General features: G+C 65.6%; 14 protein-coding genes and 1 other RNA gene. 5 read left to right on the forward strand and 10 right to left on the reverse strand.

The annotated features are described in order from the left end of the window. Positions 1-13: 13 nt before the first annotated feature. Positions 14-1243: an RNA polymerase sigma factor gene (locus ACNJYD_RS28855; protein ID WP_439364024.1), complete on the reverse strand. Its 1230-nt coding sequence runs from the start codon at positions 1241-1243 to the stop codon at positions 14-16. 136 nt (positions 1244-1379) lie between these two features. Next, a complete protein-coding gene (locus tag ACNJYD_RS28860; RefSeq protein ID WP_439364025.1) occupies positions 1380-1733 on the reverse strand; it encodes a YciI family protein in 354 nt (117 codons plus the stop codon). A 149-nt stretch (positions 1734-1882) separates the two neighbouring features. Between ACNJYD_RS28860 and rnpB the strand changes: the two genes are divergently transcribed. Next, positions 1883-2300: RNase P RNA component class A (rnpB, locus tag ACNJYD_RS28865), an RNA gene on the forward strand. Between the two features lie 225 nt (positions 2301-2525). Here rnpB and ACNJYD_RS28870 read toward each other — a convergent pair. Both ACNJYD_RS28870 and ACNJYD_RS28875 read right to left on the reverse strand, forming a co-directional pair. Next, positions 2526-3239, reverse strand: coding sequence for an alpha/beta fold hydrolase (locus ACNJYD_RS28870; protein ID WP_439364026.1), 714 nt, complete (start codon positions 3237-3239; stop codon positions 2526-2528). 67 nt (positions 3240-3306) lie between these two features. Next, the gene (locus ACNJYD_RS28875; RefSeq protein WP_439364027.1) at positions 3307-3744 is read right to left on the reverse strand and encodes a DUF983 domain-containing protein; all 438 of its coding nucleotides are present in this window, start codon (positions 3742-3744) and stop codon (positions 3307-3309) included. Between the two features lie 79 nt (positions 3745-3823). On the opposite strand from ACNJYD_RS28875, the gene ACNJYD_RS28880 reads away from it, so the two are divergent. Further along, positions 3824-5194, forward strand: a complete 1371-nt coding sequence (locus tag ACNJYD_RS28880) for a PLP-dependent aminotransferase family protein (RefSeq protein WP_439364028.1) — start codon at positions 3824-3826, stop codon at positions 5192-5194. Between the two features lie 124 nt (positions 5195-5318). Further along, entirely contained in the window at positions 5319-6062 is a 744-nt protein-coding gene (locus ACNJYD_RS28885; protein WP_439364029.1) for a sulfite exporter TauE/SafE family protein, read from the forward strand. 50 nt (positions 6063-6112) lie between these two features. Here the strand turns inward: ACNJYD_RS28885 and ACNJYD_RS28890 are convergent, their stop codons facing one another. From ACNJYD_RS28890 to ACNJYD_RS28905, 4 genes are all read right to left on the reverse strand, one after another. Beyond that, complete coding sequence (locus ACNJYD_RS28890) at positions 6113-7513, reverse strand: MATE family efflux transporter (RefSeq protein WP_439364030.1); 1401 nt, start codon at positions 7511-7513, stop codon at positions 6113-6115. Positions 7514-7565: 52 nt separating this feature from the next. Further along, complete coding sequence (locus ACNJYD_RS28895) at positions 7566-9365, reverse strand: ABC transporter ATP-binding protein (protein ID WP_439364031.1); 1800 nt, start codon at positions 9363-9365, stop codon at positions 7566-7568. Between the two features lie 349 nt (positions 9366-9714). After that, positions 9715-11301: a DHA2 family efflux MFS transporter permease subunit gene (locus ACNJYD_RS28900; RefSeq protein ID WP_439364032.1), complete on the reverse strand. Its 1587-nt coding sequence runs from the start codon at positions 11299-11301 to the stop codon at positions 9715-9717. A gap of 206 nt (positions 11302-11507) precedes the next feature. After that, positions 11508-12830 (reverse strand): HlyD family efflux transporter periplasmic adaptor subunit, encoded by a 1323-nt coding sequence (locus ACNJYD_RS28905; protein ID WP_439364033.1) that lies wholly within the window; start codon positions 12828-12830, stop codon positions 11508-11510. Between the two features lie 194 nt (positions 12831-13024). On the opposite strand from ACNJYD_RS28905, the gene ACNJYD_RS28910 reads away from it, so the two are divergent. Together ACNJYD_RS28910 and ACNJYD_RS28915 are read left to right on the forward strand one after the other, a co-directional pair. After that, a complete protein-coding gene (locus ACNJYD_RS28910) occupies positions 13025-13660 on the forward strand; it encodes a TetR/AcrR family transcriptional regulator (RefSeq protein ID WP_439364034.1) in 636 nt (211 codons plus the stop codon). Positions 13661-13703: 43 nt separating this feature from the next. Beyond that, the gene (locus tag ACNJYD_RS28915) at positions 13704-14039 is read left to right on the forward strand and encodes a DUF6665 family protein (protein ID WP_439364035.1); all 336 of its coding nucleotides are present in this window, start codon (positions 13704-13706) and stop codon (positions 14037-14039) included. Between the two features lie 15 nt (positions 14040-14054). Here ACNJYD_RS28915 and ACNJYD_RS28920 read toward each other — a convergent pair whose 3' ends face one another. Next, positions 14055-14783, reverse strand: coding sequence for a Crp/Fnr family transcriptional regulator (locus ACNJYD_RS28920; RefSeq protein ID WP_439364036.1), 729 nt, complete (start codon positions 14781-14783; stop codon positions 14055-14057). Positions 14784-14855: 72 nt separating this feature from the next. Continuing rightward, positions 14856-16211: an amidase family protein gene (locus tag ACNJYD_RS28925; protein WP_439364037.1), complete on the reverse strand. Its 1356-nt coding sequence runs from the start codon at positions 16209-16211 to the stop codon at positions 14856-14858. Between the last annotated feature and the right edge of the window lie 9 nt (positions 16212-16220).

A 16220-nucleotide genomic window follows, 5' to 3' on the forward strand; every position in this document is an offset into this window, starting at 1 on the left:
GCATGTGAGGCCCCTATTCCATCTCCCTCATCCGTCGCGCATAGAGCCTCCGCAACGGCTCGAGCTGCGTCGCTTCGGTCGCCGCACGATAGGCCTCGCGTGCCTCCTTCGTCCTGCCGAGCCGCCGCAACAAATCCGCGCGCACGGCGGGCAGCAGCTCATAGCCGCGAAGCCCGCCGCGCGCGGCGATCGCATCGACGAGATCGAGCGCACGCGCCGGCCCATCGACCATCGACAGCGCCGCGGCGTGGTTGAGTTCGATCACCGGTGACGGATTGATGCGCAGCAGCACCTCGTACAAACCTGCGATCTGCGGCCAGTCGGTGGCTTCGAAGCTCGGCGCACGCGCATGCAGCGCTGCGATCGCCGCTTGCACCGCATAGGGCTGCGGGCGGCCCGGCACGCGCAACGCATCCTCCACCAGACGTAGGCCCTCCTCGATCTGCGCGCGGTCCCACAGCGAGCGGTCCTGCTCTTCGAGCAGGACGATGTCGCCGGCGGGCGTCTGTCGCCCGGCGCGGCGCGCGTCGTGCAGCAGCATCAGGGCCAGCAGGCCCTTGATGCCGGCGCGATCGGGCATCAGCCGGTTCAGCAGGCGGCCAAGCCGGATGGCCTCGGTCGCCAGATCAGGCCGCATCAGGTCCGCGCCCTCGGTCGCGACATAGCCTTCGGTGAAGACGAGATAGATCACGGCGAGCACGCCATCGAGCCGCGGCGCAAGCATCTCGCGCTCCGGCACCTCATAGGGGATGCCGGCAAGCCTGATCTTCTGCTTGGCGCGGACGAGCCGCTGCGCCATCGCCTCCTCGCCGACGAGAAAAGCGCGCGCCACCTGCGCCGTCGACAGCCCGCATACGGTGCGCAGCGTCAGCGCGACCTGCACCTCGGCCGCGAACGCAGGATGGCAGCAGGTGAAGATCAGCCGCAGCATGTCGTCGTCGAGCGTTGCGGTCGGCTCATCGGGGCCGAGCGCGTTGAGCTCGAGCTCATGCACCAGCGCCTGCTGCTTGCCGCGGAACACAGCCTGACGGCGGATGCGATCGATCGCCTTGTGCTTGGCGACGTTGACGAGCCAGGCGCGCCGATTGTCAGGGACCTCACACGCCCAGCGTTCCAGCGCGACCGCAAACGCATCCTGAAGCGCGTCCTCGGCGAGATCGAAATCCCCGACGAGACGGATCAGCGTGGCCAGCGTCCGCCCCGCCTCGTCGCGGAAGATTTTGTCGATCTCGCCAGGGGTCATGTCACGCGATCACTCCCCTCTCGTCATTCCGGGGCGCGGCAAAGCCGCGAGCCCGGAATCCATAACCACGATTCGGGGATATGGATTCCGGGCCTGCGCCTTGCGGCGCATCCCGGAATGACGAAGGTGAGAGCCGTCACTTCTCGTACACCCAGATCGGCCGCACCTCGATCGAGCCGATGCGTGCGCTGGGAATCCGCGCCGCGATCTCGATGGCGGCGTTGAGATCCTTGGCTTCGATCAGGTAATAGCCACCGAGCTGCTCGCGGGTTTCCGCGAACGGACCATCGGTCGTCAGCGTCTTGCCCTCGCGCACACGCACGGTCGTTGCGGTCATGGTCGGCTGCAGGCGGTCGCCGGCCTTGAAATTGCCGCTCTGGATGATGGCTTGCGTGAAGGTCTGGTATTCGGCCAGCATCTTCTGGCTGGTCGCCGCGTCGTTCTTCGCGTACTCGACCTCGTTCTGGTAGATCATCAGCAGGTATTGCATCGCTTCACTCCTGTTGTTCGGCTGTGTTGCCGGCATCCAGTCGAACGGGTTGCGCGCCAAACGACATCTTCACGATAAATTATTTCTGGCCGAGCGTGCCTCGCGATATCGGCTTGACGAAACCGTCACAAATGCCCATGCCTAAGCCGTCAGTCGGCCGGACGGCCGCTCCGGCAGGTGCCGAAAGGCCGCCGGGGAGGAAAGTCCGGGCTCCCTTGACATGCGGTGCCGGATAACGTCCGGCGGGGGTGACCCCAGGGAAAGTGCCACAGAGAACGAACCGCTCCCTCCTCGGAGGAAGTAAGGGTGAAAAGGTGCGGTAAGAGCGCACCGCGGTTCCGGCAACGGAGCCGGCAGGGCAAACCCCACCGGGAGCAAAACCGAATAGGGACGGCTTAAGCGGGCTGTTCGCGAAAGCGATAACACCGCGGGGCGATGTCAGGCCCGCCGTCCGGGTAGGTTGCTCGAGGCCGTGTGCAAACATGGTCCCAGAGGAATGGCCGTCACGTATCGTTCGCGCAAGTGGACGGTGCCCTACAGAACCCGGCTTACAGGCCGGCTGATGCTCTAAAGCGTTTTCGAGCGAAGTGGGTTTCCGGTTCGCGTGAAGAAAACGCGTCTTGCTAAGGAAGCAACGAGGGGTTCGATGCTAACGCATCGGACCCCTCACCAATTTGGGCTGCTGTCATTCTGGGGCGTGCGCAGCACGAACCCGGAATCCATTCATCCACCGACTCCGCTGCCTGATGGATTCCGGGCTCTCGCTTCGCGAGCCGGAATGACGGCTGTGAGCTACGCGACGATCTCGTTCAACACCTTCATCAACGCCTCCGGCGCCGTCACATTCGGCGCGTGACTGGCGTCGAGCTCGACATAGCGCCAGCCCTCCTCGCTCTTCGTGCGCTGGGCGAACTGCCCGAACACATCGCCGGGCGGAAGGCGCGTGCAATAGATGTAGCTGCGCGGCATCGCCGGCTCGCCGTGCTCGAGCCTCAAGCGCGTCTCGAAGCACTTGATCGGCATCGGGACGCGCCGCGCATTGAGCCAGTCGAGATCGGCCTGCGCGGTATCCGGCGGCGGCGGGTTCGGCGGGATGCGATAGCCGTCGCCCGAGTGGACTGCGTTGCGCATCGGCTCGCGCCCGCCCTCGTTGAGGTCGAACAGCGACTGGCCGTCACGCGGCACGAAGGCATCGAGATAGATCAGCTGCGTCACGCGCTCGCGCGCGCGGTCGGCGACGCCGGTCGCGACCATGCCGCCGTAGCTGTGGCCGAGCAGCACGATGTCGTTGAGATCCTCGAAAGCGATGACGTTGAGGATATCCTGGATATGCGTGTCGAGATCGACCGAAGGATTGGCCAGATGCGCGCGCTCGCCGAGCCCTGTGTAGGTCGGCGCCACCAGGCGGTGGCCGGCCTGCGCCAACAGCGGGTGCATCTTCTTCCAGGCCCATCCGCCGGACCATGCGCCATGACAGAGCAGGAAGGTCTTCGCGCGTGCGGCCATCGGCGTTTCCATCGTTCTTGTTTGATACGACGGAGTGTAGCGGCCGGCCGCGCGATGTAAACGCTGCTTACGCGGCGCGCGTGTCCTTCACCAGCACCGGCGCAAGCTCGCCGGCTTCGCGCCGCAGCTTGCCCGCCTCGAAACCGTGCATGCCGAGCTGCCATTGCAGGCCGACGATGGCACCCTTGGTGGGTTGCAGCAGCGCGAGCGAGGCCAACAGCGTCACCGGCAGCCATACCGCGAGCTGCAGCCATTCCGGCGGCGCGTAGGCGGTCTCGACCGCGAGGATCGCCGGCACCACGAGATGGCCGACCACGACCATCACGAGATAGGCGGGAAAGTCGTCGGCGCGCTGGTGGAACAGCTCCTCGCCGCAATGGTCGCAAGCCTCCGCCACCTTCAGGAAGCGGCCGAACATGTGCCCTTCCCCGCAATGCGGACATTTGCCGCTGAAACCGCGCCACATCGCCTTGGCCAGAGAGACCGTCGCCAGAGAGACAGACATGCCCACACCTCTTCCTTTTCGACGATCCATACAATAATATCTTGCATCCATACATTCAAAGGTTATGGGCCCAAATTGCATGGAATGGATCCCTACAATCTCGGAGCTTTCGGGCCCGCGCTATCAGCGGATCGTCGAGGCCATGGAGGCCGACATTGCCGCCGGCAGGCTGGTGCGCGGTCAACAGCTGCCGACGCAGCGCGCGCTGGCAAAGGCACTCGGCATCGACCTCACGACGGTGACGCGCGCCTACACCGAGGCGCGGCGCCGCGGCATCATGGAAGCTCGCGTCGGACAGGGCTCGTTCGTGTCGGAGACCAGCGCGCGGCGCGCGGTGGACTTGCCGCACCCGGTCGCGATCGACCTGTCGATGAACGTGCCGCCGCACCCGCTGGAGGCGCAGCTCGACGAGCGCATCATCGCCGGGCTGGAAGCCCTCCACGCGCAATCGGGCCTGACGGCGTATCTCAACTACCAGCCGCCCGGCGGTAGCGCGCATGAGCGCGAGGTCGCGGCGCGCTGGATGCGCGCCCGCGTCGCGCATGCGCAGGCCGACAGGCTGGTGATCTTTCCCGGCGCACAGACGATCCTCTTCAACCTGCTCGCCCATCTGGCGCGGCCCGGCGACACCGTGCTGACCGAAGCCCTCACCTTCCCCGGCATCAAGGCCGCCGCGGCCCGGCTCGGCGTCAAGCTCGTCGGTGTCCCCATGGATGAGGACGGCATCCTGCCGGATGCGCTGGCAAAGGCGTCCCGCGTGCATAAGCCGAAAGCCGTCTATCTCATTCCGACGTTGCACAATCCGACCACGGCGACGCTTTCCGCCGAGCGGCGCGGCGCGATCGCGAAGATCATCCGCGATGCCGGCACCATCCTGATCGAGGACGACGCCTACGGGCTGCTCGACCGCGCGGCCTCGCCGATCGCGAACCTCATTCCGGAGCGAACATATCTTGCGACCACGCTGTCAAAATGCATCGCGCCGGCGCTGCGCGTTGCCTATCTGGTGACGCCCGACAGTGGCGCGCAGCGGGACATGCGCACCTCCCTGCAGGCGACCGTGCAGATGCCGGCGCCCCTGATGGTCGCGCTGGTGACGCATTGGATCGAAAACGGCATTGCCGATCGCATCATCAGCGCTATCCGCAACGAAGCCGTCGGCCGCCAGCAGCTCGCGCAACGCGCGCTGAAAGGTTTTCAGTTCCTGGCCAGGCCCGCGGCGCATCATCTCTGGCTGCGACTGCCGGAAGAGCGGCCCGATCTTGCTGCACATCTCCTGCGGAATGGGCTTGCCGTCGTCGCCGGCGATGCCTTCACCGTCGACGGGGCACCGCCGCATGCGGCGCGCGTCTCGCTGGGCGCAGCACGAAACAGATCGGAATTGACGGAGGCGCTGCGCATCCTGGTCGGCGCGCTGCAGAAGCCTGCCGACACCAGGCAGATCGTCTAGAGCGGCGGCGATGGCCGGACAGATCACGCCTGCGTGCGGCATGGATTGACCTCCATGCCGGCAGGCATGTTATGCGAGCCGTGGCGATCGGCTCGGGATCGCCCCTGGCGACAAGGACAGTCTGTTGGAAACGCTCACCTACGTCCTGCTGCTGCTCGGCGCGCTCGCCGGCGGCTTCGTCTCGGGACTGGCCGGTTTCGGCACGGCGCTGATGGCGCTCGGCATCTGGCTCTATGTGCTGCCGCCCTCGCTCGCGGTCCCCTTGGTGCTGATCTGCTCGGTGATCGCGCAGACCTCGACGCTGCCCTCGATGTGGAAGAGCTTCAACCTCTCGCTGGTCTGGCCGTTCCTGATCGGCGGCCTGCTCGGCGTCCCGCTCGGCACCATGATGGTGGCCTCGGCCGATCCAAAAGTGTTCAAGCTGAGCGTCGGTGTGCTGATCCTGATTTTCTCTACGGCGCTCTATCTGAACAAGAGGTCGCTCGCGATCAAATCCGGCGGCCGGATTGCCGACGGCGCGGTCGGCTTTGCCGGCGGCATTCTTGGTGGCCTCGCTGGGCTCTCGGGACCGCTGCCGATCCTGTGGGCCAATATCCGCGGCTGGAACAAGCACGAGCGGCGCGGCATCTTCCAGCTCTTTAACTTCACGGTGCTCGCCACCGCACTGCTGCTGCAGACCGCATCGGGTCTCGTCGAGCTCAAAGTGGTCTGGCTCGCGCTGGTCGCCTTTCCGGGCACCTTGATCGGCGCATGGGCGGGCGCGCGCGTCTATCACGCGCTGAACGACAAGCATTTCGGCGATGTCGTGCTCGGCCTCTTGTTTCTGTCGGGCCTCACGCTCGTCTGGAACAGCCTTGGCGCGCATTAGCCCCACGGCGCCGCAAGCTGGCGGGAGCCGTGGGAGGGATGTCACTTTCGCTACGCGGGAGCACGGGCCGGAGGCGCGACCGGCTCGGCTTCCACTGCCTTCGCGGCCTCGTCCTGCGACGCGAAGCGCATGCCGAACTCGCGGCGCATGAGCCACAGGCTCATTGCGGCCTGCAGCGTCGTCGCCGCGATCGAGAGATACCAGACATGCTCGATGCGGAAACCCGGCCGCGTCGACAGCCAGAGCACCGGCAGCGAATAGGTGAACACGCGCGTCACCGAGCTCACCAGCACAGGCCTGGTGTTGCCGAGGCCCTGGAACATGCTGGAGCAGGTGAAGATGAGGCCCTGCGCCACCATGTTGAGCGAGATGATCCGCAGGAACAGGAAGGCGATCGCCATCGTCTCCCGGTCGTTGGAAAACCCGGCCAGCAGCAGCTCCGGCTTCAGCTGCGCGAGGATCATGAAGCCGACCGCCACGACGGTGGTGATCAGCGCCGTCTTGACAAAGGTTTCCCGCACCCGCGCGCCGTTGCCGGCACCGACGTTCTGGCCGGCGATGGGCGCGGCCGCCAGCGCAATCGCGAGCGCCGGCATCTGAATCAGGCCGAGCACGCGCTGCCCGATGCCGAAGCCCGCCTGCGCCGCCGCGCCGAAATCGCGCAGCACGTAATAGACCACCGCCATGAAGATGAACATCATCGCGAACTCGCCGCCGGCCGGCAGGCCGACATTCAGGATGCGCATCAGGTGCCGCGGCTGCGGACGCCACTGCGCCGCGCTCAAGGCGACGTAGCGCTCGACCTTGCGGAAATAGGCCAGCAGCATCAGCACGCCGACGGCGACTGCGATCGAGCTCGCCAGCCCCGCGCCGGCGACACCGAGTGCGCAGCCCGTGCCCCAGCCCGAGATCAGCACCGGCGCCAATGCGATATTGATCGCGACCGCGAGCGCGCGCACGACCATCGCGGGACGCACGATCCCGGTCGCGCGCAGCGCCGAAGCCAGCACCTGCATGGCGAATTCCAGCGCGAGCGCCGGCATGAACCACAACAGGTAGGTGGTCCCCGCCTCGACCGTGGCCTGGTCGGCCGCGACCGAACGCATGTAAGGGCGCGACAGCGCTGCGCCGATCACGAGGGTCAAGAGGCCGGCCAGCACCGACAGCACGACCGCCTGGTTGAAGATCAGGTTCGCATCCGCCCGGTCCTTGCGTCCCACGGCATGCGCGATCAGCGCCACCGTGCCGACGCCGAGCACCTGCATCAAGGCATTGACGAGAAAGCCGGCATTGCCGGCCGCGGCGACGCCGGCAACCGCCGCATCGCCGAGGCTAGATACGAAATACAGATCGACCAGCTGGCAGATCATGATCGAGATCATGCCGACCATGATCGGCGGCGCCATGGCCAGGATGTGTCTCACGATAGAGCCGTGTGTCAGGTCTTTCATGTCGTTCCATCCCCACGCGACGTGGCCGGCATTCGTCCACCGGCCACGCGCGTCATTCCGCTGCTGCGATCTCTCCGAGCTCCACCACCTGGCGCTCGAACAGGCTGCGATAGATGCCGCCGGGCTTGGCCGCGAGCAGAGCGTGCGTGCCCTGCTCGACGATCTCGCCGCGGTCGAACACCAGGATGCGATCGAGGCTCTTCACCGTCGACAGCCGGTGCGCGATCACGATGGAGGTGCGTCCCTTCATCAGCCGCTCCATCGCCTCCTGGATCAGCGCCTCCGATTCCGAATCGAGACTCGAGGTCGCCTCGTCCAGGATCAGCACCGGAGCATCCGCCAGGAAGGCGCGCGCCAGCGCCACGCGCTGCCGCTCGCCGCCCGACAATTTCACGCCCCGCTCACCGACCAGGGTGCCGTAACCCTTCGGCAGGCGCAGGATGAAGTCGTGCGCATTGGCAAGCCGCGCCGCCTGCTCGATCGCCTCGAGGCTGGCGCCGGGCCGGCCATAGGCGATGTTCTCGGCGAGCGTACGGTGAAACAGGATCGGCTCCTGCTGCACGATCGCGATCTGGCTGCGCAGCGATTGCTGCGTGGCCAGCGCGATGTCCTGCCCGTCGATCAGCACGCGGCCGCCGGTGACGTCATAGAGCCGCTGCACCAGCTTGACGAAGGTGGTCTTGCCGGAGCCGGAGCGGCCGACGAGGCCGACCCGCTCGCCGGCGCGGATCGTCAGCGACAGCCCGTCATAGAGCGGCGCACGATGGCCGCCATAATGGAACGTGACGTCGTCGAACACGATCTCGCCGCCTTCGATCGCGATCGGCTGCGCATTGGCCGCATCGGCGATGCCGATCGGCTCGTCGTGGATCGCCACCAGCTCCTCCATGTCGTTGACCGAGCGCTGGAGGTTGTTGATGTGCATGCCGACGTCGCGCAAATAGGCGTGGATCACATAGTAGCTCGTCAGCACATAGGTGACGTCGCCGGGCGAGGCGTAGCCGGAGACCCACAGCAAAACGGAGCCGCCGATCACCGAGGCGCGCAAGCCCAGCAGCAGCGTGAGCTGCGCCATGGCGGTGTAGTTGTAGCGAAACCAGGTCCGCCGCACGCGCACGCCCCAGCGGTTGATGACGCGGGCGAGCCGCGCGTCCTCGCGCAGTTCCGCGCCGAAGGATTTCACCACGGCGTTGCAGGTCAGCGCATCCGCCAGCGTGCCGCCCACCTTGGTGTCCCAGGCATTGGAGACGCGCGCCGCGGGCGCGATGAAGCGGGTCGAGAACAGCACCGTCATGGTGACATAGACCAGCGCGCCGAGCGCGATCACCGCGCCGAGCGAGGCCCAGTGCAGGCCGAGCAGGATCATCGAGCCGATCAGAACGACGAACGAGGGCAATAGCGCGAGCAGCAGCGTGTCGTTGAGCAGGTCGAGCGCCCACATGCCGCGGGTGATCTTCCGGACCGTGGAGCCGGCGAAGGAGTTCGCGTGCCAGTCGGTCGAGAGGCGCTGCACGCGCGTGAACGCCTCCTGCGCGACCTCGGACATGATCTGCAGCGTGAACGGCACGATCGCCTGCAATCCCGCGAGCCGCAGCACCATCGAGGCCGCGCCCAGCGCCACGATGGCGCCGAACGCGACCAGCGCCGCGTGCCGCGCATCGGGGTCGGACGGACCGCGGGTCAGCGCATCGATCAGGTGTCCGGAGAAGACCGGCATGAACAAATCGGCGGCGGTTGCGCCGAGCAGGCCGCCGGCCACGACGAGGCCGCGCCCCGGCTGCTTCAGCCAATGCTTGAACACGAAGGGAAGCACGACGCGAATCGCCGCAGGCTTCTTGGACAGAGCGGTCATGGCATCATCCGGCCGCTTCGCGCGGGCCGGCTCCATCGATGGACGCAAGTCGGCCGGAAGGCCGCAACGGCGTCACGTAAGACTGATTTTGGCTTGGGAAACGAAGCGATCGGGACGCTCGGCCAAAACCTTGGCCCAATCGAAGCTGGCGGAAGAGGCCTCTAACAGGCCGCGTACATACCGAACCAGAACGTCATCGAGGTGATCATCGAGCGCGGGCGTACGATCTGCGATTGCGACGAAATCATGCAAATCTCTCCCCGGTTCGAATGAATGAGGCGCGCTTTATAGATGTGTCGCCAGCCGATTGCAACGGGGCTCGCGCGAGATCACGCACGAGTGTTGCAAATTAGTGCGCGTCGCCGCCGGCGCCGAACGGCGACGGCGGCCTCTTCAGCAGCACCACCAGGAAACTGAGGGCGACATAGAACAGCGACAGGATGAAGAAGGCATCGCCAAAGCTCATCACCACGGCCTGGCGATGAACCAGCTGGGAAAGCTGCTTCATGGCCATCAGCGTGGAATCGCCAAGTCCCTGAAATTTCTGCATGAACATGCTCAGGGTTTCGGTCGCGGTCGTGTTGCCCCAGGTCACGCGCTCCTGCAGACGGGTGATATGCAGGTCGGTGCGATCGTTGAGCACGGTGTTGATGACGGCGAGGCCGAGCGCGCCGCCGAGATTGCGCATCAGGTTGAACAGGCCGCTCGCGTTCTTCACCTTGTCAGGTGGCAGCGTGCCGAGCGCGACGTTGTTGGTCGGGACCATCGCGAACATCATGCCGATGCCGCGCAGGATCTGCGGCACCAGCAGCTCGTAGAAATCGTATTCGCGGGTGATCCAGGTCATCTGGTAGGAGCCGATCGCGAACACGACGAGGCCGAACGCGATCATGTAGCGCATGTCGAGCTTGGCCATGAGCCGGCCGACCAGCGGTGCGACCAGGAACATGGTGATGCCGGAGACGAACATGGTGTCGCCGATCATCAGCGCGCTGTAGCCGCGCACTTCGGCGAGATAGCGCGGATAGATGTAGGTCAGGCCGTAGAGACCGATGCCGATGCAGAATTGCAGCGTGCATCCGACGGCGAAATTGCGGTCGGAGAAGGTGCGCAGATTGACGATCGGCTCGGCCGCCGTGAACACGCGCCAGAAGAAGGCGATGGCCGAGATCGCGCAGATCCAGGCGCAGATCGCGACCGACGTGTCCTGCATCCATTGATATTGCGGGCCCTCTTCCAGCACATATTCCAGCGTGCCGAGGAAGCTGGCCATGAACAACAAGCCCCACCAGTCGAAGCGATCGAGCAGCTCGAAATGCGGCTCGTCGAAATCGACCAGCGCCAGCACGCCCACTGTGATGCCGATGCCGGGCACGACGTTGATGAAGAACAGCCAGTTCCACGACATCGCGTCGGTGATGTAGCCGCCGACCGTCGGTCCGATGGTCGGAGCCAAGGTTGCGACGAGGCCGATGATGGGACCGACGATGTGGAATTTCGTGCGCGGGAAGACGGTGTAGGCCGAAGCGAACACGGTCGGGATCATGCCGGCGCCGAGAAAGCCCTGCAGCGCGCGCCAGAGGATCATCTCCTCGATCGTCGTGGCGAAGCCGCAGAGCAGGCTCGCGAAGGTGAAGCCGGCCGCCGAGATCGCGAACAACAGCCGCGTGCCGAAGGCGCGCGACAGGAATCCCGACAGCGGGATCGCGATCACCTCGGCGATCAGATAGGCGGTCTGAACCCAGGAGACCTCGCTGGAGCTCGCCGACAGCCCGGCCTGGATTTCGCTCAATGAGGCCGAGACGATCTGGATGTCCAGGATCGACATGAACATCCCGAACACCATGATGATGAACGCAAACAGCCGCTTCGGCGCAATGCGCTCCGAAGCGGGATCCGCCATCATGGCAGGTGAAGCGGTGGTGGCGTTGGCCATTTTCTCACTCAGCTCGCGCGAGAGGGCACGCTCCACCTCTTCCCATCGGGGAGAGGTCGATTTGCGCAGCAAATCGGGTGAGGGGCCGCAGCTTCCACGAGAGAGCGTAACCCCTCACCCGGATCGCATCTTCCGATGCGATCCGACCTCTCCCTCCGGGAGAGGTGAAAGGCGAAGCGGCGCTCGTCTCGAACATCATAGCATCCCTACTGCGGATGGACCGCGGTGGGATCGTCGAGGTCGACCGCGCTGTCGGCGTCGGCGGCGCCCTTGTTGGTGTCGACGGTGGCGTAGACCGACATGCCGGCGCGGAGCAGGTTCTGCTTCGCCACCGATTTGGGCACGCGGATGCGGACCGGCACGCGCTGCACGATCTTGGTGAAGTTGCCGGTGGCGTTGTCGGGCGGCAGCAGCGTGAACACCGAGCCCGCGCCCGCCGCGATGCTGTCGACGACGCCGGAGAACTTGCGCATGCCGTAGGCATCGACCTTGATCGTCACCGGCTGGCCTGGGCGGATGCGCTTGAGCTGCGTCTCCTTGAAGTTGGCGTCGATATAGACGTCGTCCAGCGGCACGATGTTGCCGAGGCGCTGGCCGACCGCGACGAAGTCGCCGGTGTTGACAAGGCGGTTCGAGAACGTGCCGTTCACCGGCGCGCGCACCGCCGTGAAGCCGAGGTCGCGCTCGGCTTTGGCGAGCGTGGTCTTGAGCTCGGCGAGCTGGGCTTGCGCTTCGGCCTGCTGCGCCTTGGCGACGTCGACATTGCTGACGGCAACCTCGTAGGCGGCTCGCGCGGCCTTGACCGCGGCGGCGCCCTGGTCGCGTCCGGCTTCCGAGCTTTCGAAGGTGGCGCGCGAGGCAAAGCCCTTGCTGCTCAGCGCCTGCTGGCGCTCATAATCGAGGTCGGCGCGCTTGAGGCCCGCTTCGGCGGAGACGAGCTGCGCCTTGGCCTGGGCGACCTGGCTGTCGAGAGCTGCGACCTGGCGGCCGATGCGATCGATGGTGGCTTGCTGGGTCGCGATCTTGGTCGCGGCGGCCTCGACCGCGATCCTGTAGTCGCCGTCGTCGATGCGGAGGACGATGTCGCCGGCTTGGACCTGTGTGTTGTCGCCGGCAAGGATCGAGGAGATGTGGCCGGCAACGCGCGCGCCGAGCATGGTGTTGTTGGCGCGCACATAGGCGTCGTCGGTCGAGATGTAGAAGCGACCGACCAAAGTGTAATAGCCGGCATACCCCGCAACAGCCAGCGCGAGGACGAGGCCGACGCCCATCAGGACGAATTTGCGCTTGCCGGACTTTGGCGCACCGGACGCAGCGGCGGCGGGCGCGTCCGGCGCAGGTGCGGCCGGCTTGTCGATCACGGGCTGCTCCGGCGCCTCGCGGGTCGGACGCTTGGTTTCCTCGGCCACGTGAGCGCGCAGCTGCTCGGCAGGGGGGGCGGGTGTCTCGGAGGCAGCATCAGCGCCCGTCTCGTCCTCCGCCGTTTCCTGGCGAAGGACGCGAGCCGTCTGATCTCTCGATATGGCCATCACGGCCTCCCCAAAAAAGCGCAACCCGAGGGCGGCCGCTGTTGCGGCGGTTTCCTCGCGTGGATCTCAAATAGCATTGACCGAACGGTTCGGTCAATATACACATTATTCCCGACAGACCTTACAGCCGCGAATCCTTTATGGGCGTTTCATGGCTTAATCCCGACCCAAAAACCTTCCGAGACCCTAAACCAATGGTTGTAGCTGCCAGCGAACAATTGCGTATCGTCCAGGACGAGGACAATTCCAAGCGCCGCCAGATCCTGGACGGCGCCCGCAAGGTGTTCATGGATCTGGGCTTCGACGGCGCCAGCATGGGTGAGATCGCGCGCGCCGCGCAGGTCTCCAAGGGCACACTCTACGTCTACTTCGCCGACAAATGCGCGCTGTTCGAAGCCATGGTCGAACAGGAGGCGCTCCAGCATGGCCAGGTCGTGTTCAATTTCGATCCGGAGCGCGAGGCCGAGAGCACGCTGAAGGAGTTCGGCCTCGCCTATCTTCACCTGGTCTGCCGGCCCGGTGGCGGATCGGCGATCCGCACCGTGATGGCGATCGCCGAGCGCATGCCGGATGTCGGCCGGCGTTACTATGCGCGCGTGCTGGACAAGAGCATCAACCGCCTCTCCGCTTATCTCAAGGCACGTGTCGCATCGGGCGATCTTTCGATCGATGATTGCGATCTTGCCGCCTCGCAGTTCATGGAACTGTGCAAGGCCTCGCTGTTCCTGCCCTTCGTGTTTCAGGCGGAGCCCGCGCCGTCGGAACAGCGCATGAGCGCGGTGGTCGAGAGCGCAACGCGGATGTTCCTGGCGGCGTACAAGGCGAGGTAGCCGCGCGTTGCGCCTGCGGGCCGGGCGACACTATATTGCGGCCATGTCTCGTGATCTTCGCCCGCCAGTCGACATCCTCCACTACGAGATCGTCCAGGAACAGGCCTCGGCGCTTGGGCGGATGGGCCGCGCCCTCGAACAGAGCCTTTCGCGTTTGCGCGAGTTCGACGCCGCCCACGCCGCGACCGAAGTGCCGGACGCGATGCAACCGGCGAGGCGCAAGCTGGTGCTGGAAGCCGGCCAGGCGCTTTGGATGTTCGTGGTGCAACGCGAGGCGACCGGCTTGCGCGACAGCCGCCACATCATGCGCACCTACAACGTTCCGGGTGAGGTGCAGCGCTGCATGGGACTGACACCATCGAAGCCTAAAGCGCGATGACGACATCATCGCGCTTTAGTCAGTGACCTGCTTCCTCAGCGCCGAGAGATCATTCACGACCATCTTGGTCGGGCCGGTCGTGATGATGCCCTCGTCCTGGAGACGGTTGAGAATAAGGCTGATCGACTGCCGCGTCGCGCCGATCATGCGCGCGAGATTGGCCTGCGTGAGGCGGCCGAGCGAGATCGGACCGTTCTCGTCCTGCGCCGCGTTCTCGCACAGCTTCACCAGCAGCAGCACCAATCGTTCCGCAGCCTTCTGCCCAGCCAGCGTCTGCGCCAGCATCGAATAGGTCTCGCCCTTGAAGCCGAGACATTCGATCAGCGCGACTGCGAACGAGGGCGACTGTGCGATCAGGCGGCGGATGGCATCCTGGTCGAGATGCAAAGCTTCGACCCGGCCGAGCGCGCGCGCCGACCAGCTATGGCGGTGATTGCCGAGAATGTAGGGGGCGCCGACGAAGTCGCCGGCTTCCCATGTCCCCAGCATCAGCTCGCGACCTTGCGTGCCGGCATGGGTGCTTTCGACGATCCCGCTCAAAATGACGTGGATGCCGTTCGCCGGCTCGCCTTCGCGTAGCAGATGTTCGCGGTTCTGGTAAGTCGCCAACCTGCCGGTCCGCATCACCAGGTCCAGATCAGACTTGTCCAGCGCCTTCAGCACATAGCGACCCGTTCCGGCGCCTTGCACTTCCGCACAGGGCTCACCCGGATCGGCGACTTCATGTGCATGGCCCCGCCCCACGACCAGTCTCCCTTCGAGTGACGGCTCGAAGGCTAGGAGGTATCGCATCCGATTGCAACGCGTTGCGACCGCTCAACGCACGGCCGCCGCAGCCGTGAACGCACAAGCGAGGTCAGCGAGCAAGCGCTCCCGCCCCGCCGGCGCCAGGAACGTGACTCCATAGGGCACGCCGGCCCCGGTCATCGCATTCGGCACCGCAATCGCGGCGAGCCCGAGCGGATTGGCGTAGTTGGTGTAATAACCGTTGTTGAAATTGGCCGTCAGCGGATCGCGCGCAACTTCATCAATGCTGAGGACGGTGCCGACCGTCGGCACCACCAGCGCATCGTGAGCTTCCCAGAAGCCGCGAAGCTGACGCTGGACGTCCTTGACTTCGTAGAACGCGCGGTAGGCATCGGCGGCCGAGAACTTCCGGCTGCCGAGAACGAGATCGCGCACGATCTTGACCCCTGCACCGGGATGGGCGTCGAGAAAGGCGCCGACAGAAACATCACGCTCCGCTAGAAACGGCCCGAAGAACATCAGATCGTTGATCGAGGTGAATGGCGAGAAATCCACCGGCACGACCGGCAGGTCGAGTCGGCGCAGCCGGTGCAGCGCGTCGCCGAACAGCCTCTCCGTCTCTGGATTGCCGAAGAACTTGAGCTGATCGAGGCGCGGCGTTGCGATCTTCAGCGGCCGCGCCGGGGACGCCTGCTCTGTCCAGCCGGCGAACTCCAGCGGCGAAAAGCCGTCCGCGGGATCGCGCCGCGCCAGCACGCGATAGACATCATAGCCGTCGGCGGGATCGCGGGTGTAGAGCGAGATCGTGTCAAAGCTTCGGCACGCATACACCATCCCGCGCTGACTGAACGCGCCCGGCGCCGGCTTGAAGCCGGTCACGCCGCAATAGGACGCAGGCACCCTGCCCGACCCGCCGGTGTCGGTGCCGAACGCGAAGGACGACGTGCCGGTCGCGACCGACACCGCCGCGCCCGAGCTGGAGCCGCCGGGAATGTAGTCTGCGTTGTATGGATTCCGGGCGATGCCGTAGGGCGAGCGGACGCCGACGAGCCCGGTCGCGAACTGGTCCATGTTGGTCTTGCCGACATAAATCGCACCGGCTGCAATCGCGTCAGCCACCACGGGGCTCGTATCCTCCGCCACATAGGCGAATTCCGGACAGGCCGACGTCGTCTGCTCGCCTGCGACATCGATGCAGTCCTTGACCGAGAATACGAGCCCATAGAGCGGTAGCTCATCGATCTCGCCGACGCGGGCATCGATCGCGCGCGCCGCGGCCATGACGCTCTCGGGCCTTCCCGTCGATATCCAGACACCGCTCTGGTCGGCATCAGTCAGGCGCGACAGCACGTGCGCGGCGACGTCTGACGGCTTCAGCGTGCCGTTGCGATAGGCAGCGCGAAGATGGCTAGGCGAGATATCCATGGCGTCACA

The sequence above is a fragment of the Bradyrhizobium sp. SPXBL-02 genome (genome assembly GCF_051853065.1).
Classification (GTDB): Bacteria; Pseudomonadota; Alphaproteobacteria; order Rhizobiales; family Xanthobacteraceae; genus Bradyrhizobium.

Excerpts from the sequence above, each read along its gene's own strand:
- ACNJYD_RS28855 (WP_439364024.1), bottom strand. The coding sequence starts at position 1,243 with ATGACCCCTGGCGAGATCGACAAAATCTTCCGCGACGAGGCGGGGCGG.
- ACNJYD_RS28860 (WP_439364025.1), bottom strand. The coding sequence starts at position 1,733 with ATGCAATACCTGCTGATGATCTACCAGAACGAGGTCGAGTACGCGAAG.
- ACNJYD_RS28870 (WP_439364026.1), bottom strand. The coding sequence starts at position 3,239 with ATGGCCGCACGCGCGAAGACCTTCCTGCTCTGTCATGGCGCATGGTCC.
- ACNJYD_RS28875 (WP_439364027.1), bottom strand. The coding sequence starts at position 3,744 with ATGTCTGTCTCTCTGGCGACGGTCTCTCTGGCCAAGGCGATGTGGCGC.
- ACNJYD_RS28880 (WP_439364028.1), top strand. The coding sequence starts at position 3,824 with ATGGAATGGATCCCTACAATCTCGGAGCTTTCGGGCCCGCGCTATCAG.
- ACNJYD_RS28890 (WP_439364030.1), bottom strand. The coding sequence starts at position 7,513 with ATGAAAGACCTGACACACGGCTCTATCGTGAGACACATCCTGGCCATG.
- ACNJYD_RS28895 (WP_439364031.1), bottom strand. The coding sequence starts at position 9,365 with ATGACCGCTCTGTCCAAGAAGCCTGCGGCGATTCGCGTCGTGCTTCCC.
- ACNJYD_RS28900 (WP_439364032.1), bottom strand. The coding sequence starts at position 11,301 with ATGGCCAACGCCACCACCGCTTCACCTGCCATGATGGCGGATCCCGCT.
- ACNJYD_RS28905 (WP_439364033.1), bottom strand. The coding sequence starts at position 12,830 with ATGGCCATATCGAGAGATCAGACGGCTCGCGTCCTTCGCCAGGAAACG.
- ACNJYD_RS28910 (WP_439364034.1), top strand. The coding sequence starts at position 13,025 with ATGGTTGTAGCTGCCAGCGAACAATTGCGTATCGTCCAGGACGAGGAC.
- ACNJYD_RS28915 (WP_439364035.1), top strand. The coding sequence starts at position 13,704 with ATGTCTCGTGATCTTCGCCCGCCAGTCGACATCCTCCACTACGAGATC.
- ACNJYD_RS28925 (WP_439364037.1), bottom strand. The coding sequence starts at position 16,211 with ATGGATATCTCGCCTAGCCATCTTCGCGCTGCCTATCGCAACGGCACG.